Raw genomic sequence first — 26,042 nt, 5'->3', positions numbered from 1 at the left:
TGTTAAACTTTTAAGCGTATATGTTTAGAAACTTTGCGGAGGTTTTTTATGAAGAATAACCGGAATCGGCTGTTTTCAAACGGCCTGTTCTATATAGTTGTTTTCCTTCTGTTACTGGGAGGGATCAATTGGGCACTTGGCGGCAACAATAATTCTGGTGGCAGTGAAAATATCAGCTATTCAGAGTTTGTTAAAGAATTGCGTCAAGGCAAAATAAAGAGTTTTAACGTTCAGCCTTCAAACGGTGTTTATTCTGTATCGGGTAAATATAAAAAAGCACAGGGGAATACAGGCAGCGCGAAAAACAGTCTTGACTTTTTCAATGGTAGTTCAGGTAAAGAAGTAACTAGTTTTTCGACGACAATGCTGCAGAACAATTCCAGTGTTTCGACCGTGCAGGACTTAGCCCAAAAGAATGGCGTTAAGATGTCGAACCAGGAAGAATCGCAGTCGGGCAACTGGATCTCGACGATTGTCATGCTCGTCCCGACGATTCTGTTCATCGTCATGTTATGGATGATGATGAGCCAAGCTGGCGGCGGCCGCGGCGGCAGCGGTGGCGGCGGAATTATGAATTTCGGCCGCACCCATGTTAAACCTGAAGATCCCAAGAAAAATCATGTCCGCTTTTCAGACGTTGCCGGTGAGGAAGAAGAGAAGCAGGAACTGGTTGAAGTCGTTGAATTCTTAAAGAATCCATCGAAATACACCAATTTGGGCGCTAAAATTCCGTCGGGTGTTTTGCTTGAGGGCCCTCCGGGTACTGGTAAAACCCTGCTTGCCCGTGCGGTTGCCGGTGAAGCCAACGTTCCGTTTTATTCAATTTCCGGATCAGACTTTGTTGAAATGTTTGTTGGTGTTGGTGCCAGCCGTGTACGTGACTTGTTTACTAATGCAAAAAAGAGCGCACCAAGTATTATCTTTATTGATGAAATCGATGCAATCGGCCGGCGCCGTGGCAACGGCATGGGCGGCGGCAACGATGAGCGTGAGCAGACTTTAAACCAGTTGCTGGTTGAAATGGACGGCTTTGAAGGAAACGAGGGTGTAATTGTCATTGCGGCAACCAACCGTTCTGATGTGCTTGATCCCGCTTTGCTGCGTCCGGGTCGTTTTGACCGGAAGGTTTTAGTTGGCAGCCCTGATGTTCGTGGTCGTGAAGCAATTTTACGTGTTCATGCCAAAAATATGCCGCTGGCTGATGACGTTGACTTAAAAGAAGTCGCACGGCAGACGCCAGGCTTTGTTGGTGCCGACCTGGCCAACTTGCTTAATGAGGCGGCACTTCTGGCCGCACGGCGCAACGGCACAGAAATTACCGCATCTGATGTTGATGAAGCCGAGGATCGGGTAATCGCTGGTCCGGCAAAGAAGGACAGCCTGATTTCCAAAAAAGACCGGCAGCGGGTTGCTTTCCACGAAGCCGGTCACTCAATTTGTGGTCTGGTTTTAAGTGATTCACGGACAGTCCGCAAGGTCACAATTGTTCCGCATGGCCGCACCGGTGGCTATAACCTGATGCTGCCAAAAGACGATCAATACCTGCTGACCAAGGATCAGCTGATGGAGCAGCTTGTCGGTTTAATGGGCGGCCGGGCCGGTGAAGAGGTTGTCGTTGGCGGCCAGTCAACGGGAGCTTCAAACGACTTTGAGCAGGCAACCCAGATTGCGCACAGCATGGTGGTCAATTACGGGATGACTAAATCTTTAGGATTAGTTGAACTTGAAAAAGAGGGCGAATCCAATCCTTATAATATGAAGCCATACAGTGAGGCCACCTCTGCGAAGATCGACGAAGCTGTGAGACAACTTCTTGATGAGGCTCATACTAAAGCAGTCGAGATTGTCGAAACGCATCGGGATACGCACCGCATTATTGCCGAGGCTTTGCTGAAGTACGAAACTTTGGATGAAAAGCAGATTATGTCTCTTTATAAGACAGGCAAGATGCCAGAAAAGCAAGAGGAATTTCCAAGTGAGTCGAAGGCTTCAACTTATGAAGAAGCTAAGGCTGCGGCTGAAAAAAGAGAAGTTCTTAAGGCAAAAAAGAAGGATAAGGATGCTGCAAAATCCGAAGAAGCTAAGGATGGATTAGCTACTCCTTCTGAATTGGAAAAGAATAAGGAAGTTGAAGAGAAGAATCCTGAAAAACCGCAAGGAGTGGATTCCGATCAAGATGATGATTCGCCAAGTGACGAATAAATTTGATAAAAAAGAGGGCCTGTTTCATTAGGCTCTCTTTTTTTAGGAGAAAGATATGAGCGATTATTTAGTTAAGGCAATTGATAAAACAAAAAATTTACGGCTGCTGACGATTACCGCTAAGGATGTTGTCCAAGAAGCACAAACGCGGCATGATACCTGGTCAGCCTCTTCCGCGGTGCTGGGAAGGACATTAGTTGCCGGCTTGCTGCTTGCGGGTGCTGAATTGACAGACAAGGAAGAGCTGACGGTCCGCTTGCTGGGGGATGGTCCCGTTGGGCCGACGGTCGTAACGGCACAGGCTGACTTAACCGTTAAGGGCTATGTAAAAAATCCCCATATTGCTTTGCCACCCAAAAAAGATGGGCATATTGATGTTAAGACGGCGGTTGGTCAGGGAATGATGGAAGTAACCAAGGATTTGGGGTTGAAAAAACCTTATACAGGGCAGGTACCAATCATTTCGGGTGAAATTGCCGAAGATGTGGCCTACTATTTGACAAAGTCGGAGCAAATTCCTTCTGCAGTGGGCTTATCGGTTTTTGTTAATCCTAATAATAGTATCGGTGAGGCCGGCGGCTTCATGCTGCAGGCCTTGCCAGGTGCCAGTCAACACCTGATTGACCTTACGATTAAGCGAATCAATCTGTTGCCGGCATTGTCAGACGCATTTTTATCCGGAATGACACCAGAGGCCTTGGCAGGCAAAATTTTGGGTAAAGGATATAAGTTGCTGGAAAAAGATGCAGTAGCCTTTAAATGTGACTGTTCAAAGGAAAAATATGCGGGAATCTTGGAAACATTAAAGACAAATCAGCTCGACGCAATGATTAATGAAGATCACGGTGCAGAACTGACCTGCAGTTTTTGCGGCAACCAGTACCATTATGACGAAGCGGAATTAAAGGTAATTTTGGCTAAAAAGAAAGAAGATAAAGAGTATTAGCCTTAAAAATGTAATATTTACTAAACAATGAGGTCGATTCTTCGTTATAATGAAGTAAGTTAATTAATAAAGAATATAAGGAGAATTTTGTAAATGTTAAATGTCTATATTGTTCGGCATGGAGAAACGGATACCAATAAGTCGCATAGTATCAATGGTGCGTCCATGAATCTGCCTTTAAATGAAACTGGGGTTAAGCAGGTAGAACTGCTTCGTGATAGTTTTGATACCAGTAAAATTGATTATGTTTATGCAAGTCCATTGAAAAGGGCGCAAGAAACAGCAGAAATTTTAGATCAGGGGCGTCACCAAATTATCACTGATAACCGGTTAACAGAAATGAATTATGGTGATTGGGACGGTAAGACATCTGACGAAATTTATAATGTGTATCCACAAGTATTTGATGATCTCGGGTTTTTTAAAGAAAACTATAATGACTATTGTAATGGTGAATCTTTTCAACATTTGGCTGAACGAGTAATGTCTTTTTGGCATGAACTGCTGCAAAAACACGTTAATCAGTCTGTTTTGCTGGTTTTTCACGGGACTGCTTCACGGACAATGGTGCAAAATGTTTTGCAGATACCTGATATGAGCATGGTTACAGAAGTTGATAATGCTGGGGTGGTTAATTTTGTGGTTAATGACAAAACTAAATATCCGACACTTCTTTATTACAATCGGGTTGCACCAGGTAAATTTTTTATTGAATAGCACTTGCTCTTAGAAGCTTTTTTGGTATCATAATTAAGGTATTTGAAAGGATGATTTGGTGGATAATAGCTGGAAAATTCGCGACATTACAATTCCCAACCGGGTTGTTGTTGCACCGATGGCAGGTGTGTCCAACTCTGCTTTCCGGATGATTTGCAAGGAGTTTGGCGCAGGCCTGGTTGTCTGTGAGATGATTTCGGATCACGGGATTATTTATCGGAATAAAAAAACCATGTCGATGATGAAAGTGGATCCGCGGGAACACCCGATGAGCATTCAGATTTTTGGCGGGACTGAAGAAACACTGCTTGAAGCAGCCCAATATATCGACCAGCACACTGCGGCGGATATTATTGACATCAACATGGGTTGCCCGGTGCCGAAGGTTACCAAAACTGATGCCGGCTCGAAATGGCTGCTTGACGCCAATAAAATTTATCAAATGGTGCACGCCGTGGTACAGAATGTCAGTAAACCGGTTTCGGTTAAAATGCGCATTGGCTGGGATCGTAAGCATATTTTTGCGGTTGAAAATGCGTTAGCCGCTCAGGAAGCCGGTGCCAGCATGATTGCTATGCATGGTCGAACCAGAAAGCAAATGTATCAGGGGCACGCTGACTGGGAAACTCTGCACGACGTAGCCCAGGCACTAGAGATTCCGTTTGTTGCTAATGGTGATATTACGACGCCGGAACTAGCCAAAAAGGCCCTAGATGAGATCGGTTCGACGGCGGTAATGGTTGGAAGAGCGGCTTTGGGTAATCCGTGGATTTTAAAGGATATGACCCACTATTTGGCTATGGGGGAAAAATTACAACCACAAACCGTACGTGAAAAAGTGGCTACGGCTGAACATCAATTAACTAGGCTGGTTGACCTAAAAGGCGAAAAGATCGCGGTTCCGGAATTTCGGCAGCAGGCTGCTTACTATTTAAAGGGAATTCCCCGTTCAGCCCGGACACGTGCTAAAATAAATGATGTTTGGACTAAGCAAGAAGTATTTGATCTGCTTGATAGTTTTGTTGATGATTATGAAAAACGGCAGTCCCAGCGCGAAATGGTTGATAGTGCTAAGTAATGGAGGAAAGATAAATTGGCAAAAAATGAGATGAATGACCAGCTGATAGTTCGTCGTCAAAAGTTAGAGGAATTACGTGAGAACGGAATCGAGCCCTTTGGTAGAAGAAAATTTGACCGGCAGGATCTGGCTAGCACGTTAGAAGAAAAATATGCTAAGGATGACAAAGAAGAACTAAACAACGATATGCCCAAGACCAAGATTGCTGGGCGGATGCTTGCCAAGCGCGGCAAGGGCAAAGTCGGCTTTGCCGATCTTTATGACCGGACCGGTAAAATTCAGATTTACGTCCGTAAGGATATTGTTGGCGAAGACAACTACCAAATCTTTAAGAAATCTGATATCGGCGACTTTTTAGGAATTGACGGCGAGGTCATGAAGACAGATACCGGTGAGTTGACAATTCGGGCAACGCACGTCACGTTCCTTTCCAAGGCACTGCGGCCGTTACCTGAAAAATATCACGGCCTAAAAGATGTCGAGCAAATATACCGGCAACGTTATCTTGATCTGATTACCAACCGTGAAAGTTATGAGCGTTTTGTCAACCGGACTAAGATTATTCAAGCCATTCGTGATTACTTAAATGGCTTGGACTTTTTGGAAGTTGAAACTCCAGTCTTGCATAACATTCCCGGTGGAGCTGAGGCACGGCCTTTTGTTACCCATCATAATGCCTTAGATATTGATTTATACATGCGCATCGCCTTAGAGCTGCCGCTGAAGCGGCTGATTGTCGGCGATATGGAGCGCGTTTACGAGATTGGCCGGGTCTTTAGAAATGAAGGAATCGATACCCACCACAATCCAGAATTTACAGAGCTGGAAACTTATGCTGCATACTGGGACTTCCATAATGTTATGGATGAAGCCGAGGGCATCATTCGGGCGGCTGCCGAAGTTGTTTCAAAAGACGGCAAGGTTAATTATCAGGGTACGGAGATCGACTTAGGTAAGCCATTCCGCCGTGTGCACATGGTTGACTTGATCAAAGAAAAAACTGGCGTTGATTTTTGGCAGAAAATGTCTGTTGCTGAAGCGGCCAAGATTGCTGAGGAACATGATATTAAGGTTGAAAAATTCTGGAAGGTTGGCCATATTATTAACGCATTCTTTGAAAAATATTGTGAGGAAACAATTGTTGATCCGACCTTTGTTTATGGTCATCCGGTGGAAATTTCCCCACTGGCAAAGAAGAATGCAGATGATCCGCGTTTCACCGACCGCTTTGAGATCTACATCATGGGTGAGGAATACGGTAATGCCTTTTCTGAGCTGAATGATCCGGACGATCAGCGTGAGCGCTTTGAGGCGCAAATGGCTGAACGTGAAGCCGGCAATGATGAAGCCGACATGATCGATGAGGATTACCTGCGGGCGATGGAATACGGTATGCCGCCGACAGGAGGCCTTGGCATCGGAATTGACCGGTTGGTGATGCTGCTGACAGATGCCCCTGCAATCAGGGATGTTCTTCTCTTCCCGACGATGCGTCCGGAAAAGGTTGAAGATATTGACCGTGAAGTTCAGGAAGATTTAAAGAAAAAGGCCAATAAAGCCAAGTAAGTTTAGTCAAATTAAGAAATTCTCTAAGCAGAATTTCTTTTTTTATGCAAAAAAGGCTTGCAAATTAAAGTGGGTTTGCTATAATAATATTTGTCTTGCGGAAGTAGTTCAGTGGTAGAACATCACCTTGCCATGGTGGGGGTCGCGGGTTCGAATCCCGTCTTCCGCTCCAAGATGAATGGCTCGCTTGCATTGGTGAGCCTTTTTATTAGCGGGAAATAGCTCAGCTTGGTAGAGCGCTACGTTCGGGACGTAGAGGTCGCAGGTTCGAATCCTGTTTTCCCGATATGAAGCTGTCTGAAAGGGCGGCTTTTCTTTTTGCAGCTATTTAATTGTGCTGTGTAAGTTAGATATTCGCTTATAGCTTGCGATTTTGTTATAATGTTTGAAATGTTTTTGAAGAATACTAAGTAATTCATTTTTGGGATGGTGCAATAATGACAAATTCATACAGTAATAGTGCGAACCAGGTTTTGGAAATTGCGCGTGAGCAGGCACAAGATTTTCATCACCGGCTGATTGGAACGGAACATGTATTATTGGCCTTAGTTATTGAGTCGGATGGTGAAGCCGGCAAAGATTTGCGTGCATGGGGCGTAACGCCAACAAGTGTCCGTGAGGAAATTGAGCGCTATACCGGTTATGGTTCAGCGGCTAACACTAATTATATGGAAATTTCGCCAAGGCTAAGCATGGCACTGGCTTATGCCAAGACTTTGGCAGACCGCATGGGATCACCGGAAATTAAAACCGGCCATATTTTATTGAGCCTGATTTCGAGCGAACAGATTTTGTCTGCCACCATTTTAAAAAATCTTAACGTTAACCTTGATTCGCTTGAAGATGATGTTCATACCAGTCTTGGCGAAAATAATGACATTGAAGATGACTCCGGCTGGTTTGAAGAAGAATTTGGTGATGCAGGGCAAGGAACCAGTGAACAGAAGAAGAGTACAACGCCGACGCTTGACCAGGTTTCTGTTGATTTAAATGAACGAGCACGCAACGATCAGATTGATCCGGTTATTGGCCGTGAAACAGAGCTGACACGCGTGATTGAAATTTTGCTGCGCAGAACAAAGAATAACCCGATTCTGATTGGCGAGCCGGGAGTCGGCAAAACGGCGGTAGCTGAAGCGCTGGCAACTGAAATTATCAATAAAAAGGTGCCCCGCGAGCTGCGAAATAAGCGGGTAGTGGCTTTGGACCTGGGCAGTTTGGTTGCCGGGACAAGATACCGCGGCGAATTTGAGGAGCGGATTAAAAAAATCATCAAAGAAATTACTCAAGATGGGAAAATAATTCTATTTATCGATGAACTGCATACCTTAATCGGTGCGGGGGCTGCCGAAGGTTCAATTGATGCCGCCAATATTTTAAAGCCGTCGCTTGCACGTGGTGATATCCAAATCATTGGGGCAACAACTTTCGATGAATACCAAAAATACATTGAAAAGGATCAGGCGCTAGCCAGAAGATTTCAACAGGTGCGCTTGAATGAACCGTCAAAGAAAGAATCGCTGGCAATTTTACAGGGGTTAAGGCCCAAATATGAAAAATTTCATCATGTAAAAATTACTCAGGCCAGCCTTGAGAGTGCGGTTGAATTGTCGAGTCGCTATATTTCTAATCGTTACTTGCCGGATAAGGCAATTGATTTAATTGATGAGGCTAGTGCAGGTGTCAAGATGAAGAAAGATGCTGGCTCTGACAAACGTTTATATCAGGTTGATGAGCAGCTTAAAAAGACGATTGCGCAGAAAAATGCGGCGGCAGTCAGCCAAAACTTTGTTGAAGCGGCAAAATTGCAGGATAAGGAAAACAGTCTGCAATTTCGACGCGAAAAGCTGGTTAATGATTTAGATGATGCGGTTAAAGCAGGTGCGGTTGTTCAGCCTAAAGATATTGCCAAGACAGTTTCTAATTGGACCGGGGTTCCAGTTACACAGATGACACGCAGCGAGCAGCAACAGCTGTCTAATTTGGAAAAAATCTTGCACAAGCGGATTATTGGGCAGAATGAAGCCGTTATGGCGGTGGCACAGGCAATTCGCCGTAACCGCAGCGGAATTAAAGATGAAAAGCGGCCAATTGGCTCGTTCCTATTTTTAGGGCCAACCGGTGTCGGGAAAACGGAATTAGCAAAGGCTGTGGCTGAAGCAATGTTCGGTTCGGAAAGTAATTTAATTCGGGTTGATATGTCTGAATACATGGACCAAATTGCCAGCAGCAAATTAATTGGTTCTGCGCCCGGCTACGTTGGCTATGAAGAGGGCGGTCAGTTATCAGAGCAGGTGCGCCGTCATCCGTATTCGGTTGTTTTACTTGATGAGGTTGAAAAAGCGCATCCGGATGTGTTTAATATGCTGCTGCAGGTTTTAGATGACGGCTTTTTGACGGATTCTAAGGGCCGCAAGGTTGATTTTAGAAACACGATTATTATCATGACCTCGAACTTAGGTTCAAGAAGTATTTTTGAAACTAAGAAACTGGGCTTCAGCGCAGACAATGAGGACCAAGCAAAAATTCGTAAGGAACGTGTGCGTCAAGCACTTAAACAGTTCTTCCGGCCAGAATTTTTGAACCGGATTGATGATACGATTATCTTTAATGAGCTGACTCAAAATGAATTGCGGCAGGTTGTATCGTTGCTAACTAATAGGTTAATCAAGCGCTTAGGTAAACAGGGAATCCAATTGAAGCTTTCCCCGGCTGCACTTAATCAGATTGCTAAAGACGGTTATAATCCCGAGATGGGGGCAAGACCTTTGCGCCGGGCGATTCAGACTGATATTGAAAATCAAATTGCCGAAATGATGATTAAGAGTGAGCTGGTTAAAGGCGATGTACTGAAAATTGGCAGTAACCACGGCAAGTTGAAATTTGTAATTGATTCTAATAGCGAAAAAGTTGCCAGCAAATAAATGATAGTGACAGTAGTTATTATTTGACAAAAGAACGAATTTACAGTATATTTTAGAGTGTTTTAAAAGGCTGAGGTTCAGTATTTTGTTGATCTATTGTCCAACAAAATGATAAAGACAAAAACGACAGTGGTTGTTTTTGTCTTTTTTATGCATAAAATTGCCTGCCCTAGCTTTTGTAATCAAAATGTAATATTTAATATTTGCTTTTCCAAACAGAAAGGATGTTTTTCCTTGTTAAACGGACACGTAGTAAATTTTGGCCAACACCGAACAAGACGCAGTTTCTCGCGGATTAAAGAAGTGTTGAAGCTCCCTAATTTAACAGATGTACAAACCGAATCATACAAGTGGTTTCTTGATGAGGGCATTAAAGAAGTCTTTGATGACATTATGCCAATCAGTGACTTTTCAGGTAAACTGTCGCTGGAATATGTCGGCTATAAGCTGCAGAAGCCGAAGTACACCGTTGATGAGGCGCGTGATCATGATGCAACTTATTCCGCACCGATGCATGTTACTCTTAAATTAACCAATCAAAAAACAGGTGAAATCAAGACCCAGGATGTCTTCTTCGGTGATTTGCCCCTGATGACGGAATCCGGCTCATTTATTATTAATGGTGCTGAAAGGGTAATTGTTTCCCAACTTGTCAGATCACCGAGTGTTTACTATTCCGGTGATTACGATAAAAACGGCCGGCAGATTTTTGGTACGACTGTCATCCCCAACCGTGGTGCTTGGCTTGAATACGAAACTGATGCCAAGAATGTTTCGTATGTCCGGGTAGACCGGACCCGTAAGCTGCCACTGACTGTCTTTGTTCGGGCCATGGGTTTTGGTTCCGATGGTGAAATTCTGGATATGTTTGGTCAAAGCGACTCTTTGCAGTTTACCTTGGACAAAGATGTTCATAAAAACCCGGCTGATTCGCGTGTTGCCGAGGCCTTAAAGGATATTTATGAGCGTCTACGCCCGGGTGAGCCGAAAACAACGGATTCTTCACGTTCACTGCTGTATGCCCGTTTCTTTGATCCGCGCCGTTATGATCTCGCTCCGGTTGGCCGTTACAAGGTTAATAAGAAGCTGTCATTGAAGAATCGTTTGTATGGTCAAACTTTGGCTGAAACATTGGCAGATCCGGATACTGGTGAAATTGTGGCCAAAAAGGGCACAGTTGTGACCCATGAATTAATGGAAACACTTGAGAAGTACCTTGACCGTGATGATTTCAAGATGGTTACTTATGAGCCTTCAAAGGAGGGCGTTTTACCAGATCCGATTACGGTTCAAGAAATCAAGGTTTACTCTAAAGTCAATCCAGAGCGTGTTGTCAAGATGATGTCCAACGGTCATATTGATAAGAGCGTTAAGCATCTGACACCAGCCGATGTTTTGGCTTCAATCAATTACTTCTTCTTACTGCAAGATGAAATCGGTAATACAGATGATATTGACCACCTAGGCAACCGTCGTATCCGCCGGGTTGGTGAATTGCTGCAGAATCAATTTAGAATAGGTTTGGCAAGAATGGAACGGGTTGTTCGTGAACGGATGTCCATCCAAGATCCATCCACCGTTACGCCGCAGCAACTGATTAATATTCGGCCGATTGTTGCCAGCCTAAAAGAATTCTTTGGCTCTTCTCAGCTGTCACAATTTATGGATCAACATAATCCGTTAGGTGAATTGACGCATAAGCGGCGGATGTCCGCTTTAGGGCCTGGCGGGTTGACGCGTGACCGTGCCGGTTATGAAGTTCGTGATGTGCACTATACCCAGTATGGCCGTCTGTGTCCAATTGAGACTCCAGAAGGGCCCAACATTGGATTAATCAACTCTTTAGCAACTTATGCCGTAATTAACAAGTATGGTTTTATTGAAACCCCATACCGGCGTGTTTCGTGGAAGACCCACAAGGTTACTGACAAGATTGATTACTTAACTGCTGATGTTGAGGATAACTACATTATCGCCGGTGCCAACACCCACCTTAATCCGGATGGTTCCTTTAAGGATAAACTGATTTTGGCTCGGTCAAAGGAAGATAATGTCGAGGTTAGTCCAGATAAGATTGACTACATGGACGTTATTCCCAAGCAGGTTGTGTCTGTGGCTTCTGCATGTATCCCGTTTTTGGAAAACGATGACTCTAACCGGGCATTAATGGGTGCCAACCAGCAGCGTCAGGCAGCGCCATTAATTAATCCGCATAGTGCCCTTGTTGGTACCGGGATGGAATACCGGGCTGCTCACGATTCTGGTGCAGCTTTGGTTGCTAAGGCTGCCGGTGTTGTTGAATATGCCGATGCCAATGATATTCGGATTAGGCGTGCTGATTCTACTTTGGACAAATACACCTTAGAAAAGTACCGGCGGTCAAACAATTCCAAATCATACAACCAAACACCAAATGTGAATATTGGCGATCAAGTTGAAGAGGGCGAAGTAATTGCCAACGGTCCAACAATGGATCATGGTGAGCTTGCATTGGGGCAAAATCCTGTTATTGCCTTCATGACTTGGAACATGTACAACTATGAAGATGCAATCATGCTTTCAGAACGACTGGTTAAAGACGATGTTTACACTTCGATCAGTATTGAGGACTATGAATCTGAGGCACGGGATACCAAGCTTGGTCCTGAGGAAATTACGCGTGAATTGCCGAACGTAGGTGAGGATGCGCTTAAGGACCTTGATGGTGAGGGAATTGTCCGTATCGGTGCTGAAGTTCATGACGGCGACATCTTAGTTGGTAAGGTTACGCCTAAAGGGGTAACCGAGTTGTCAGCCGAAGAAAGATTGCTGCACGCAATATTTGGTGAAAAGGCACGTGAAGTCCGTGATACATCATTGCGGGTTCCTCACGGCGGCGGCGGAATTGTTCGTGACGTTAAAGTTTACACACGGGAAAATGGTGATGAACTTTCCCCAGGCGTTAATACTTTGGTTCGTGTTTACATTGCCCAGAAGAGAAAAATTCAGGTTGGAGACAAGATGTCCGGACGTCACGGGAACAAAGGTACTGTTGCCGCTGTTGTTCCTGAAGAAGACATGCCATATCTGCCAGATGGTACACCAGTCGATATTTGTTTGAACCCGATGGGTGTTCCTTCACGTATGAATATTGGGCAGCTGCTTGAATTGCACTTAGGCCGGGCTGCTAATACTTTGGGAATTCACGTTGCCACGCCTGTATTTGATGGTGCTAGCGAAGATGACGTGTGGGACACTGTTCATAAAGCCGGAATCGATAAAGATGGTAAGACCATTATTTATGATGGTCGGACCGGTGAACCTTTCCACAACCGGGTTTCAATTGGAATCATGCACTATCTCAAGCTAACGCACATGGTCGATGATAAGATTCACGCACGTTCGATTGGGCCGTACTCATTAGTTACCCAGCAACCTCTAGGTGGTAAAGCACAATTTGGTGGCCAGCGGTTTGGTGAAATGGAAGTTTGGGCTCTTGAGGCTTACGGTGCCGCTTATACACTGCAGGAAATTTTAACTTACAAGTCCGATGATGTTGTTGGCCGAGTTAAGGCCTACGAAGCAATCGTCAAGGGTGAGCGAATTCCCAAACCAGGTGTTCCGGAATCTTTCCGCGTTTTGGTTAAGGAATTGCAATCACTTGGGCTGGATATCCGTGTTCTTGACATGGATCACAAAGAAATTGAACTACGTGATATGGATGATGATTCAAATGAACATTTGAATATTGATACATTGTCACGGATGGCCGAAGAACAGCAAAAGAAGAGATTGGCCGATACAACCGCTAAATCGGAGGATGCAGCTGATGAAGATACAGAAGAGGCCACGCAAGCGGAAACTCCTGCACCAGCTGATGAGTCTGACGATGATAATAAGATTTCTAACAAGTAGGAGGTTAAACTTTTGATCGACGTAAATAAGTTTGAAAGCATGCAAATTGGTCTTGCCTCACCTAATAAGATCAGAAGCTGGTCATATGGCGAAGTTAAAAAGCCAGAGACGATAAATTATCGTACTTTAAAACCAGAAAAAGACGGTCTGTTCGATGAACGGATTTTTGGGCCGACTAAGGATTGGTCCTGTGCCTGTGGCAAGTACAAGGGTGTGCGCTACCGCGGTATTGTCTGTGACCGCTGCGGTGTTGAAGTTACTTCTGCTAAGGTAAGAAGAGAGCGGATGGGGCACATTGAGTTAGCTGCTCCTGTTACGCATATCTGGTATTTTAAAGGGATTCCTTCACGGATGGGCTTAATCTTGGACATGTCGCCAAGACTGCTTGAGGAAGTTATCTACTTTGCTGCCTATATCGTGATCGACGCTGGCGATACCGACTTAGAGCCGAAACAATTATTGACGGAAGCTGAATACCGTGAGCAAAAGGCAAAGTTTGGCAATCGTTTTGTCGCCAAAATGGGTGCAGAAGCAATTCGCGATTTGCTGAAGAAAGTTGATTTGGCTAAAGAAGTTACCGATCTGAAAAAAGAATTGCAGACAGCAACTGGCCAAAAGCGGACACGGGCAATCAGGAGACTTGATATTCTTGATGCTTTCAAAGATTCCGGCAATAAGCCTGAATGGATGGTGATTGACGCCGTCCCGGTCATTCCACCAGACTTGCGGCCGATGGTCCAGCTTGAAGGTGGACGTTTTGCCACTTCTGATTTGAACGACTTATACCGGCGTGTGATTAACCGGAACAATCGTTTGAAGCGTCTGCTTGATTTGAATGCCCCGAATATTATTGTACAAAACGAAAAACGGATGCTGCAGGAAGCTGTTGATGCCTTAATTGACAATGGTCGGCGCGGTCGTCCCGTTGTTGGGCCAGGTAACCGTCCGCTTAAGTCGCTGTCACATATGCTTAAGGGTAAGCAGGGCCGTTTCCGTCAAAACTTGCTTGGTAAACGTGTTGACTACTCTGGCCGTTCGGTTATTGATGTTTCACCAAAATTGAAGTTTTATCAATGTGGTGTTCCGCGGCCGATGGCACTTGAATTATTTAAACCATTTGTTATGCACGAATTGGTTAAACGCAAAATTGCTTCAAATATTAAGAATGCCAAACGTAAGATTGACCGTGAAGATGATGAAGTTTGGGATGTACTTGAAGATGTAATTAAAGAGCGGACGGTTCTCTTGAATCGGGCCCCTACTTTGCACCGTTTGAGTATCCAAGCCTTTGAACCAGTTCTAGTTTCAGGAAAGTCAATCAGGCTGCATCCATTGGCCTGTGAAGCGTACAATGCTGACTTTGACGGGGACCAGATGGCGATCCATGTTCCGTTATCAGATGAAGCTGTTGCGGAATCACGGCTTTTGATGCTGGCTGCCCACCATATTTTGGCGCCTAAGGATGGCAAGCCGATCGTTACCCCATCACAGGATATTGTGCTCGGCAATTATTGGTTGACGCAGGCTGAACGTGGTCGTGAAGGTGAAGGGATGATTTTCAATTCACCGCAGGAAGCAACAATTGCATATGAAAATGGTGATATTCACTACCATACAATTATTGGAATGGCTGCCGATTCAATGCCGGAAAAGAAATGGCCTAAAGGTTATGAGGATGGTATTTTTATTACCACATATGGCAAGCTGATTTTCAACCAAATTTTCCCAGACGATTACTTCTATATCAATGAACCAACCGAAGAAAACCTGAATAATCCGCTTGCGGCAAAATATTTCCTGGCTAATGGGGAAGACATCCACAAAAAGATTGACGATATTGGTGATGATCTGGTTTCGACACCGTTTAAGAAGGGCTTCTTGTCAGATTCGATTGCGACAATTTACAAGTACTACAAGGTGCAGCGGACTTCCGAATACCTTGATGATCTGAAAAAGCTTGGTTACACCAGTTCAACTACTTCGGGAATTACGATCGGAATGACCGATGTTCCGGAAATCGATGATAAGGATGAAAAGGTTGCCAAGGCCCACAAACAGGTTGACCTTGTTTCTAAACAATTTAGACGCGGCCTTATTACCGAGCAGGAACGGCATGACCGTGTGATTAGTATTTGGAATGAGTGTAAGGATCAGGTTCAGGATGAAATTGCCCAGATCTATGATCCGCGCAACCCAATTACAATCATGGCCGACTCTGGTGCCCGTGGTAATATTTCCAACTTTACACAGTTAGCCGGGATGCGTGGCTTGATGGCCACGCCAAACGGTGGATTGTTTGAAATTCCTGTTACCTCTAACTTCAAGGAAGGTTTATCAGTTCTGGAGCTGTTCATGTCCACGCATGGTGCTCGTAAGGGAATGACAGATACGGCTTTGAAGACCGCGCAGTCTGGCTACCTGACCCGGCGCTTAGTCGATGTTGCTCAGGATGTAATTATTCGTGACGAAGATTGTGGCACTGACCGGGGAATTGTTGTTCATGCAATCATGGAAGGTGACGAGTTGATTGAACCGCTCTATGACCGTCTGCTTGGACGGTTTACTGGTGAAACTGTTAAAGACCCGAAGACCGGTGAAGCAATCGTTGGTCCGGATGTGATGATTGATGAAGACTTGGCGCACAAAATTTGTGATGCTGGCGTTACTAACGTCAAAATTCGCTCAATTTTGACCTGTGACACACCGCACGGTGTTTGCCGTAAGTGTTACGGGATGAACCTTGCCACTGGCGAAGAAGTTGAAGTTGGTGAAGCTGTTGGTACGGTTGCCGCTCAATCAATTGGTGAGCCTGGTACCCAGCTGACTTTGCGGACCTTCCATAACGGTGGTGTTGCCGGTGCTGAAGATATTACACAGGGTCTTCCTCGTGTGCAAGAGCTGTTTGAGGCACGTAACCCTAAAGGTCGGGCAATCATTTCTGAAGTTGATGGTGTGATTGATTCAATTCAGGAAAATCCTGCTGAACATACGCGTGAAATAACCGTTAAAGGTAAGATTGATACCAGAAGTTATAGCATTCCGTATACTGCTTCTGTTGCTGTTGCTGAGGGTGACACAGTTCGCCGCGGTGACAAGCTAACACTTGGTTCAATTGATCCTAAGGAATTGATTCAGGTAACGGATACTTTAACGACCGAAGAATATATCTTGGTTGAAGTTCAAAAAGCATACCGGATGCAGGGTGTGGATATTTCCGACAAGCACGTCGAGGTTTTGACGCGGCAAATGCTGCAAAAAGTTCGTGTGCTGGATCCGGGCGAAACCAATCTTTTGCCTGGTGAGGTAATGGATATTGGTGACTTTAAGGCACGCAACAAGGATGTTATTATTTCTGGTGGCATACCAGCGACTGCTCAAAGTGTAATTTTAGGAATTACTAAAGCCGCTTTGGAAACAAACAGTTTCTTGTCGGCAGCTTCATTCCAGGAAACCACGCGGGTTCTTACTGATGCCTCAATTAGAGGTAAGAATGATCCGTTGCTTGGTCTGAAAGAGAACGTTATTATTGGTAAAATTATTCCAGCCGGAACCGGCCTTCCGATTTATCGTGATATGGAACCAAAAGCCGATGTTGAGAAGCCTGAATCTGTTTATTCAATCGCTGATATTGAAAAACAAATGAAGGAAGCAGACAAAGCTAAGGCTGAAAAAGATTAAACAAGATAAAAAGCTGATCTACAAAATGTTGTGGGTCAGCTTTTTTTGTGCTCAAATATGAATAGGTAATAGCAAAAATTTAAAACCTTCCAAATCGTTAAATTACGGAATCAGAATCAGCTTCAGGCTGACATCAAATAGTAAAGCAATTGATCAGAGATTTTTTAAGTTAGTAAACATATTCTCTATCTAAATTACTGGCTATTATATTTCATCTTTAAATATTGCTAAAATATATCTTTTTTCAGTACTGTTAAATTTTATTTTTAAAGGAATTTCAACATTGCTTTTTAGACCAGTAAATAGAAATGAGCTAAAATTTGTATTTTCCAGTTTATCATTTTTAACTTTTAACTGTTCATTTTGTAAAGCTCGTTCAGCAGCAAAAGCTGTATGAATGAATACCTTTATTATTAATGAATTGGAAAATTTTTTATTGTAATAAGTAAGATCATGCAACCATGATTCCATGTAGTTAATTATTTTATATGGATTCAAGACGATTAACTGCTTATCAAGTATAGAATGGCAAATATTAGAAATGATTGAAGGCGTCTTACTTTTTGCCAATCCCTTTTTGGTTACCGGCTTATTCAATATTAATGCACGCAATCTGCCTTCCCCGTTGCCAGATAATAGATTTTCCATTGAAATAAATGGAATTGATGAATCATTAGGTGATTTAGTTCCAACCGCAGCTATTATATTATAATTCCTTTTTAAAGCAGCTATTTTTTTAAAGTTTAAGACAGACAAGTTAATAACTTCAATTTCTTCTCTATTTTCAGTTGTATCTTCAATAATTTGGTGAATTACGTTAGCTAATTTTTGAGCCGTTCCTTCACCGGACATACAGATAGATAATATGGCTTTAGTATGGCTGTTGCTATTTTTAGAACTTAGGTCTCTAAAATTATCGACAATACTTTTTTTGGTATCGGTAACTAATTCATTAACTGTATATTTTGAAAAATTCGCCTTTCTGGTTACTTCTAATGCGATCGGTGTTGAAACAAAGTCCATGGATTGTACTGCTATACCAGTTTTATCATGAATTTTTTTATCTAAATGTGTTAGAGACCCCATGTCACTGAGAATAATCACGCCCTTATTTTGATTTACTTTTTTAACTGCCTCACATAATTTGGGGAATATAGTGGTTATACTTTTTGAAAGTGGCATGTCAACAGCCATTATGTTTACTTTTCCTAATAAGTTTTTAACAACTTCAACAATCCCTGAAGCGATACTGTCGCCATGACAACTCACTACTATTCCTATTTTATTGTTGGAATATAGGCTATCGATAGAATTTAATAATTCAGTAAGATAAACAACTTCTATGTTCGGTAGAATTATGTTTTGCTTTTTTTCAATAATGTCTTTAAATTTTAAAGCTACATCATATTCTTTTGGATACTTCTTTTTAGCATTTTCAATTTCAGAGATCATAGATAAATCATTTTTATTATTATGTGCCAAAAAAGAATCAAGGTGTAAACCTAAATAAAAAATAAAACGGTAATCAAACTTTTTTTTCAACGCTTTTTCAGCTAAAAATTGTAGCTCTTTACATAATTCAATCGTTTCTTTTGAAATAAATTCGTCTGCAATTGAAGTTTTTGGATTTAGCTTCAGTAAGCTTTTAATATGAAAGCGAATATCAGTTAATAAATATTGATTTATTCTTTCTGTTGGAATATTTTGATGTTCCAAAGTGCTTTTTTTTCTACGTAAAATATCATATATATTTTCTTCTTTATTGATATTTGGAATACTTTGATTTGGCTTGATCAAATTTCTTAAATTTAGAAGATTTGAAATCGTGTCAAAATCTTGTTCTGATAGTAATTGTTGATTTTTATTCAAATCGCTATCAGGGACATCTGCTTCACTTATAGAAATAAACTTCTCGTTTTCATTATCTAAACTTGTAACAAAGGATTTGGCACAAGTTAGTTGAATTTGAGTTTTAAGTTGCCCTATATTTGCATAATTTGGAACGGAAAGTAGACGAACGTATACACCTATATCAACGTACAAATTTTTTCGGATACGCTGAGCTTCTTGCTGAAATAAGAAATTGCATAGTTCGATTTTTTCTACAATTGGTCTTGAACTTAACGAAGGTATTTTTATCAGTGTAGGTATTCGTCTTATAAATGTATTCAGTAGCGAGGAAGAAGGGTTTTCAGTAGTTGCACAAATAACGAGCAAGTTTGCGGAACGCTTTTTTTCTTTTTCACCTAGTCTATTAAATTTACCATGATCTAAAAGATAAAATAGCATTTCTTGACCCTCTGGGGGTAAACGATGGACTTCATCCAGAAATAAAATTCCATTGTTAGCATGCTCAACAATACCTTCATCATCATTAAGTGCCCCCGTATAAGCCCCCTTAATATGTCCGAATAAGTGATCCATCAATAATTGGGGATTATCGTAAAAATCAGCACAATTAAAAACGACAAACGGAGCATCATTAGAGATAAGTCTGTTTTCCTTAGCATATTCATACATAATGTTAGCAAAATATGTTTTGCCGGAACCAGTTGGTCCCGTGATTAAAATATTTAAACCATGAGGTGGGTAGGCGATTGAAGCTTTTGCAATCGAAATAGCTTTTGCTAAGCTTCCGTTATAACCAATCAACTTAGAAAAAACATGATTAGAAGTTGCATTAGCACATTTCTGTATGAGTTCATCATAGCTATCAAAAATATTTTTATTAGTCATTAAACCTAATTTTTGTTTTAAAAAATTTGTTGCAATATATTTGACAGGATATTCTTTTATTTTAGTGACCATCTTTTTTTCAATCAGTTTATTCAATTCATGGCTTGTATTTGCTCGGCTTATTCCAAGTTGATTTGCAATATCTACAGTTGAGAAACCGTGTTTTTGCTTAAATTTTTCACTGGACATTGAATCACAGTCTGTAAGAAGCGCTTGGTATATTTTTTCTTTTTGAGTCATATGGACATCCTTCTTAAATATTAAATAGTTTAACAAAGTAAACACTCTTAAAAATTTACTTTGAATAGTTTTACGTTAATATTGAATTTATTACTTAGTCTAATATATAATAGTCTAATTTTCTTATTTAAGAAAGCGAATTCAAGAGTTTGAAATTATTGGAAAAAGTGTTTTGAATTTACAAACACTTTTAAAAAAATACAGACTAACTAGATAATTGAACGGTTGGCATGAAAATTGCTAATAAGTAGGCGTAGATAATTATAGAATGGATGGTGAATTTATTTGATTGGAATACTTGTTGTAACCCATGGAAAATTAGCTCAAGGATTTAAGCATGCAAGTGAAATGATTGCAGGAAAAGCTGATCAATTTGGTGTTTTAGGATTAAGTGAAGGAGAAAATATTGAGGATTTCAAAAATAAGGTAAGTAAAAAGATAAGCGATTTGAACTCGGGTAAAGGAGTAATTGTCCTTTGTGATCTTTTTGGTGCAAGTCCGTATAACGTAACATTACAAAGTTATCCGAAATTAAAATCAAGCGTCGAATATGAAATTGTTTCGGGGGTCAATTTACCTATGATCATTGAAACTATTTTAGAAAGGCGAAATTATGACAATTTAGCTCACCTTGTAGCCCATATTGCAGAAGTCGGTAAAAGTGCTATTAGAATTCAAAATTTTAATTTTTAGAAAGGAAAATACTTATGTCAGAAATAGTTTTGAGTAGAATTGATGATCGGTTAATTCACGGACAAGTCATGACTGCTTGGGTAAAAGTAACACATGCAAATTGCATAATTGTGATTGACGACGGTGTAGCTAATGATGATTTTATGTCAGAAGTCATTAAAATGTCCGCACCTAATGGAATAAAAGTGTTTGTTTTTAATGTTGAAACTGCGATAAAAAAATTACAAGGAACGTTAGAAAATGACGGCAAGAATGACAAAATTGTCTTATTAGCTAAGAATCCATTTACATTTGAGAAAATGATTGATGCTGGCGTCCAACTTAAAAAAATTATTCTAGGAGGAATGGGGGCTAGAAAAGATCGAGATGTGCTTTATAGGAATATTTCAGCTACTGAACAAGAAAAGGAAGCACTTAGAAAAATTCAATCATCTGGTGTGGAAGTGAAAATTCATATAATACCTGATCAGAAGGAAATAGATATATCTAAATTACTATAAAAGGAGGAGCAAAATTATGCTAATTTCAGCAATATTAGTATGTTTGATAGCCACTATGGCAAATTGGTGGCCAAGTCAATTAATAACCCGTTCGTGGTTTTATCCTGTTTGGACAGGGCTATTAGTTGGGTTAGCTTTAGGTCAACCCATGTTAGGAATGAAAGCAGGAGCATATATTAATCTAGCATATTTAGGCTGGATTACTGCAGGTGGTACTATGCCTGGGAATTTACCTGTAGCTGCTGTATTTGGTCCAGCAATGACCATACTTTCAAAAGCAGATCCCAGTTTAGGCGTTTCCTTTGCGGTTCCCTTCAGCCTTTTTGGAATTCTAACTTTTCAAATAACAATGTCGTTAAATTCAATCTGGGTACATAAAGCAGAAGATTACTTAGAAAAAGGAAATATACGCGCTATGCGTTTGATGAACTTTGTTCCATCAGGAATTCTTAATTTTATTGTTGTAGGTATTCCAGCGTTTGTTATGGTTTATTTTGGTTCAGGTGTAATGCGTCAATTTTTAGCTTCAATTCCAACTTCACTGGTAAGTGCAATGCAGGTAGTTGGTGCAATAATGCCAGCTTTAGGAATTGCAATGCTGTTAAACTTTATGGGTCAAAAGAAAATTATGCCATTTTACTTTTTAGGATTTTTACTTTCAGTATATATGAAAATGGACATTGTCGGTGTAACCGCATTAGCCGTTGTTCTGGGCGTCGTCTTTTATACAACTAATTTTTTGGAAAAAGCAGATGAAAATAATTAAATATAAAAAAGGAGAGAAAAAAATATGGTTAAATTATCGAAGCTAGACCTAGTAAAAAATTGGGCGCTAATATATTCTAACGAAGCTTCTTATAACTATGAGCGGCTACAAGCGCTCGGACAAGCAAATGCAATGGTACCCATTATAAGAAAGCTTTATCCTGATAATAAAGATCGCCAAGTTGAAGAATTGAAAAAATATTTTGTATTTTATAATACAGAACCTTCATTTATAGGTACAGTAATACCTGGTATTGCAACTGCAATGGAAGAACAGCGTGCAAATGGAGCTGAAGAAATTACGGCTGAAACTATTAATGGTTTAAGAACTGGATTAATGGGACCAATTGCCGGAATCGGAGACACACTAAGTCAAGGAATAATTTATCCAATTTTAGCTGGTATAGCATGTTCATTAGCAATTCAAGGTAATTATATTGGTCCAATCTTTTTTGAAGTTGCTTACAAAGCATTACTAATAGGATGTGGATGGACAATGTATCGATTGGGCTATTCAAAAGGAAAAGCATTTATCTTGGATATGATGAGAAAGGGAACTATTGCAAAGTTAACTGATATTTTTGGCATGATTGGGTTAATGGTTGTCGGTTCTATGACAGCGTCTCGCGTGTTAGTGAGGATTCCGCTCGTATTAAAAATTGGACAGGTTACGTTGAATGTACAAAAACAAGTACTTGATGCCTTTATGCCAAGCTTACTACCATTAGGGATAACTTTACTGGTATATTGGCTAGTCAGGAAAAAGATAAATGTTAATTGGATTATTTTAGGTATTTTTGTTGTTGGTATTTTAGGAAGTTATTTGAATATCTTTGGTGTAATCAAGTAAAATATATGGAGAAATAAAATGAAAGCAGTTGCTTTAACTAAAATTGGAAAATTGGAAATGATAGAAAAGGAAAAGCCACAGCCTAAAGAAGGTGAAGTTCTTGTACAAATAAAAGCAGCAGGAATTTGTGGTTCAGATATTCCTAGAGTTTTTGTTAATGGCGCCTATCATTTTCCAACTGTATTAGGTCATGAATTTTCTGGAAAAATTGTAGAAACGGGTAAAAATGTTGATAGTAAAATGCTTGGCTCTCGGGTCGCTGTTTTTCCGTTGCTTCCTTGTCATAAATGTAAGTATTGTGTAGCTGGACATTTTGTTCAATGTGAGAATTATCATTATTTTGGATCTAGAAATGATGGTGCCTTTGAGGAATATTTAGCAGTTCCTACATTCAATTTGTTACCGATTAGTGACAATATTTCTTATGAAGAAGCGGCAATGATTGAACCAGCTACTGTTGCGCAGCATGCTATTCAAAAAGCACATTTAAGGCTTGGAGATAATGTTGTTGTGTATGGCGCTGGACCAATTGGAATGATGGCTGCAAGATGGGCAAAAATAAATGGCGCAAATGAGGTCATTCTTTTTGATATTGATAAAGAAAAAATTGCATTAGCCAAATCATTAGGTTTTGATCATATCCTTTATAATAGGGGTAATGAAAATAGTGCTGCAATTCAAGAGATTTTTAATGGAGAATTAGCGGATGTAGCCGTAGAAGCAACTGGCAATACTCATTCATTTAATGACTGTGTAAATTCAATCAGAAAATTTGGTAAAGTTATTATGTTAGGAAACCCACATTCTGAAATGACATTAGATCAAAGTGTATATGATCAGTGTATGAGAAAAGAGGGCGAAATACTGAGTGTTTATAATAGTGTATTTAAAGGATATCCGATTGATGAATGGAAAGTAACTGAAAGAGCAGTATCATCAGGTAGATTAAAAATCAATGATTTGATTACTCAAAAAGTAAGTATTGATAATTTAATTGAACTTTTTGAAACAATTCATGACCATAAGGAAGTTTCATGTAAAGCAATGATGGTTAATAAATAAATTATTATAATTAGTAAAATTTTAATGGAAGGATTTTGTTATGCAAGCTTCTTTGTCTTTGATGTGTATGGACTTGAATAATGTTGAAAAGCAAATAAATTTATTAAATGACTTTGCAGATTTTTATCATGTTGATATTATGGATGGACATTATGTAAAAAATATCGTTTTATCACCTGATTTTATTAAATCTATCAAAAAAATAGTTAAAAAGCCGATTGATGCGCATCTAATGGTTACAAATCCAGAAAACTATATTGATGAGCTTTTAAAAAATGGAACAGATATTTTTGATATGCATGCAGATACTTTGCATGGACAAGCTTTTAGATTAATAAATAAAATAAAAGAAAAAGGTCGGCAAGTTGGTATTGTTTTAAATCCTGAAGATAACATTACCATGATTATGCCGTATATTGAAAAAATAGATGTGATAACAATTATGACCGTAGATCCGGGTTTTGCTGGTCAAAAATTTATTAAGGAAAGTGTTGAAAAGATTAAATCTCTTGATAAGTTGAGAACAGATAAAAAATTATGCTTTAGAATTCAAGTAGATGGGTCATGTAATGAAAATACAGTTGGCGTATTATCCAATGCTGGTACAGATACGATGATTCTAGGTTCTAGCGGTTTCTTTGGTTATTCAGATGATATTAGCGCATGTATAAAATACGCTAGAGAATATTTAGGTTAAAGTGCTAAGGCAAAAATAATTAATATGTAATTTTAGTTGAGTACTTAAAAAATTAAAAAGATGTGTCTGGGAAAAAACTAGATACGAAAAGGAACGTTAGTTTTTAATATTAACGTTCCTTTTTGGATATAAATAATTAATCGGATTATGTTGCAAAAAACTTATCTAAGTTAAAAATAATTCCAGCAGCATTCGATTTTTATAGATGTGTTTAAAGCATATCTATAAAAATTAGAGTTTTTTCCCAGACACATCTTTTTAGAGAAAACTAAGCGTGATACTGTGCTCTTTCGCCACCGATCAATTTTGGCCTTGATTTTAAGCAGACAACGTTTGCCATGCCAATTTTGGGGTCGGTAATTTTAACCGGAATTTGGACAAACTTGACGTGCATGCCGATTTCCGTGCCGCCGATATCAATGCCGCCAAAAGCCGAAATATGCTCAACTTCGACGGGATCTTTCATTGCTTGATACCCTGCAACTTGGGTTGCACCGCCAGCATGAAGTGCGGGAACAACGCTGACAATTTCGAAGTGATTTGCTTGCGCCACTTTTCTTTCCACAAGCAAGGCACGGTTGATGTGCTCACAGCCTTGAATTGCGATATTGATGTTTCTTTTTGCAAGGTAATCATGAATTGTATTGTAGACTGTTTCGCCGACTTCTTTGTTTGAGCTGCTGCCTTTCCAGTTGCCGATTATTTCCGATGTGCTGCAGCCGACTACGAACAAGCCGCCTTCAGGAAAAGTAACGCGTGAAAAATACTCATCAAGAATTCTGATGATATCGTCCTTAATTGTTGAAATATCCATTAATTGATCTCCCCTTCTATTATTATCATTTATTGTTGCATTATTTTATTCGTGCTGCAACAAATTATATCAAACATTATGCAGCTAAAGTGTTAAGATAACAAAGTATAGCAAATCAGGAAAAGAGACAATAAGATGCAAACAAAAAAAGATTTTTCTTTGAAGAAGTTGGTGCTGTTAGCTTTATTAATCGCCGTCAATGTTGCTGTTAGTCGGATCTTTATTATTCCGGTGCCGCTGACGCACGGAAGTGTGAACTTATGTGATGCGATTATTTTATTGGTAGCATTAATATTTGGCCCCAGTTCGGGAATAATTGTTGGCGGTCTTTCTGGTTTTTTACTGGATTTGCTATCGGGTTATGGTCAGTTTATGTTTTTCTCTCTGATCGTCCATGGCTTAGAAGGATTAATCGCCGGATTAATAAATCAATATCTGCATTTAAATAAATACCTGATTACAGCTTTTATTGCTGGCTTAGTCGGAATAGTCGTCATGGTAGCGGGCTATTGCTTGACGGATACCATCTTGTACACATGGAGTGCCGGATTTGCCGGGATTTTTACTAATACTATTCAGGGCTTGGTTGGGCTGCTTATTGCCCTGGTACTATTGCCGAAATTAAGAAAATTATTGCCCAAGTTTATCTAAAATGATGTTTGTAAAACTGTTGCGAAGTG

17 protein-coding genes and 2 tRNA genes are annotated in these 26,042 nt (G+C 40.6%); 17 read left to right on the top strand and 2 right to left on the bottom strand.

Features of this window, described 5'->3' with window-relative positions:
• Positions 1-48 precede the first annotated feature (48 nt).
• From ftsH to rpoC, 10 genes are all read left to right on the top strand, one after another.
• Positions 49-2,202 carry an ATP-dependent zinc metalloprotease FtsH gene (gene ftsH, locus PT285_RS08700; protein ID WP_277149723.1) on the top strand — a complete coding sequence of 718 codons (2,154 nt, stop codon included), beginning with the start codon at positions 49-51 and terminating at the stop codon, positions 2,200-2,202.
• 55 nt (positions 2,203-2,257) lie between these two features.
• Complete coding sequence (hslO, locus tag PT285_RS08695; RefSeq protein ID WP_277149721.1) at positions 2,258-3,148, top strand: Hsp33 family molecular chaperone HslO; 891 nt, start codon at positions 2,258-2,260, stop codon at positions 3,146-3,148.
• A 93-nt stretch (positions 3,149-3,241) separates the two neighbouring features.
• Positions 3,242-3,865: a histidine phosphatase family protein gene (locus tag PT285_RS08690; protein WP_277149719.1), complete on the top strand. Its 624-nt coding sequence runs from the start codon at positions 3,242-3,244 to the stop codon at positions 3,863-3,865.
• 58 nt (positions 3,866-3,923) lie between these two features.
• A complete protein-coding gene (dusB, locus tag PT285_RS08685; protein WP_277149717.1) occupies positions 3,924-4,943 on the top strand; it encodes a tRNA dihydrouridine synthase DusB in 1,020 nt (339 codons plus the stop codon).
• A 15-nt stretch (positions 4,944-4,958) separates the two neighbouring features.
• The gene (gene lysS, locus PT285_RS08680; protein ID WP_277149715.1) at positions 4,959-6,509 is read left to right on the top strand and encodes a lysine--tRNA ligase; all 1,551 of its coding nucleotides are present in this window, start codon (positions 4,959-4,961) and stop codon (positions 6,507-6,509) included.
• 97 nt (positions 6,510-6,606) lie between these two features.
• Positions 6,607-6,681: transfer RNA gene (locus PT285_RS08675), tRNA-Gly, on the top strand.
• A 40-nt stretch (positions 6,682-6,721) separates the two neighbouring features.
• A tRNA-Pro gene (locus PT285_RS08670) sits at positions 6,722-6,795 on the top strand.
• 151 nt (positions 6,796-6,946) lie between these two features.
• Positions 6,947-9,433 carry an ATP-dependent Clp protease ATP-binding subunit gene (locus tag PT285_RS08665; protein ID WP_277149713.1) on the top strand — a complete coding sequence of 829 codons (2,487 nt, stop codon included), beginning with the start codon at positions 6,947-6,949 and terminating at the stop codon, positions 9,431-9,433.
• A gap of 234 nt (positions 9,434-9,667) precedes the next feature.
• Positions 9,668-13,327, top strand: coding sequence for a DNA-directed RNA polymerase subunit beta (locus tag PT285_RS08660; RefSeq protein WP_277149711.1), 3,660 nt, complete (start codon positions 9,668-9,670; stop codon positions 13,325-13,327).
• 12 nt (positions 13,328-13,339) lie between these two features.
• Complete coding sequence (gene rpoC / locus PT285_RS08655) at positions 13,340-17,005, top strand: DNA-directed RNA polymerase subunit beta' (protein ID WP_277149709.1); 3,666 nt, start codon at positions 13,340-13,342, stop codon at positions 17,003-17,005.
• 204 nt (positions 17,006-17,209) lie between these two features.
• Here the strand turns inward: rpoC and PT285_RS08650 are convergent, their stop codons facing one another.
• Positions 17,210-19,981, bottom strand: a complete 2,772-nt coding sequence (locus tag PT285_RS08650; protein ID WP_277149707.1) for a sigma-54-dependent transcriptional regulator — start codon at positions 19,979-19,981, stop codon at positions 17,210-17,212.
• Positions 19,982-20,266: 285 nt separating this feature from the next.
• On the opposite strand from PT285_RS08650, the gene PT285_RS08645 reads away from it, so the two are divergent.
• Genes PT285_RS08645 through alsE form a run of 6 tightly spaced genes read left to right on the top strand, consistent with a single transcriptional unit; the run spans position 20,267 to position 24,548 of the window.
• On the top strand, positions 20,267-20,674 hold the full coding sequence (locus PT285_RS08645) for a PTS sugar transporter subunit IIA (RefSeq protein ID WP_277149705.1): 408 nt from the start codon (positions 20,267-20,269) through the stop codon (positions 20,672-20,674).
• A gap of 14 nt (positions 20,675-20,688) precedes the next feature.
• Positions 20,689-21,174 (top strand): PTS sugar transporter subunit IIB, encoded by a 486-nt coding sequence (locus PT285_RS08640; protein WP_277149703.1) that lies wholly within the window; start codon positions 20,689-20,691, stop codon positions 21,172-21,174.
• Between the two features lie 16 nt (positions 21,175-21,190).
• Entirely contained in the window at positions 21,191-21,940 is a 750-nt protein-coding gene (locus PT285_RS08635; protein ID WP_277149701.1) for a PTS sugar transporter subunit IIC, read from the top strand.
• A 24-nt stretch (positions 21,941-21,964) separates the two neighbouring features.
• Entirely contained in the window at positions 21,965-22,789 is an 825-nt protein-coding gene (locus PT285_RS08630; protein WP_277149699.1) for a PTS system mannose/fructose/sorbose family transporter subunit IID, read from the top strand.
• A gap of 18 nt (positions 22,790-22,807) precedes the next feature.
• A complete protein-coding gene (locus PT285_RS08625; protein ID WP_277149697.1) occupies positions 22,808-23,851 on the top strand; it encodes a galactitol-1-phosphate 5-dehydrogenase in 1,044 nt (347 codons plus the stop codon).
• Positions 23,852-23,891: 40 nt separating this feature from the next.
• Positions 23,892-24,548, top strand: a complete 657-nt coding sequence (gene alsE / locus PT285_RS08620) for a D-allulose 6-phosphate 3-epimerase (protein ID WP_277149695.1) — start codon at positions 23,892-23,894, stop codon at positions 24,546-24,548.
• Positions 24,549-24,816: 268 nt separating this feature from the next.
• Here the strand turns inward: alsE and PT285_RS08615 are convergent, their stop codons facing one another.
• On the bottom strand, positions 24,817-25,362 hold the full coding sequence (locus tag PT285_RS08615) for a TIGR01440 family protein (RefSeq protein ID WP_277149693.1): 546 nt from the start codon (positions 25,360-25,362) through the stop codon (positions 24,817-24,819).
• A gap of 135 nt (positions 25,363-25,497) precedes the next feature.
• Between PT285_RS08615 and PT285_RS08610 the strand changes: the two genes are divergently transcribed.
• Positions 25,498-26,013: an ECF transporter S component gene (locus tag PT285_RS08610; RefSeq protein WP_277149692.1), complete on the top strand. Its 516-nt coding sequence runs from the start codon at positions 25,498-25,500 to the stop codon at positions 26,011-26,013.
• The last annotated feature ends 29 nt before the right edge of the window (positions 26,014-26,042 follow it).

The organism is Lactobacillus sp. ESL0791, assembly GCF_029433255.1.
Taxonomy (GTDB): Bacteria; Bacillota; Bacilli; order Lactobacillales; family Lactobacillaceae; genus Lactobacillus.
This window is presented reverse-complemented; position numbering and strand designations above follow the sequence as displayed.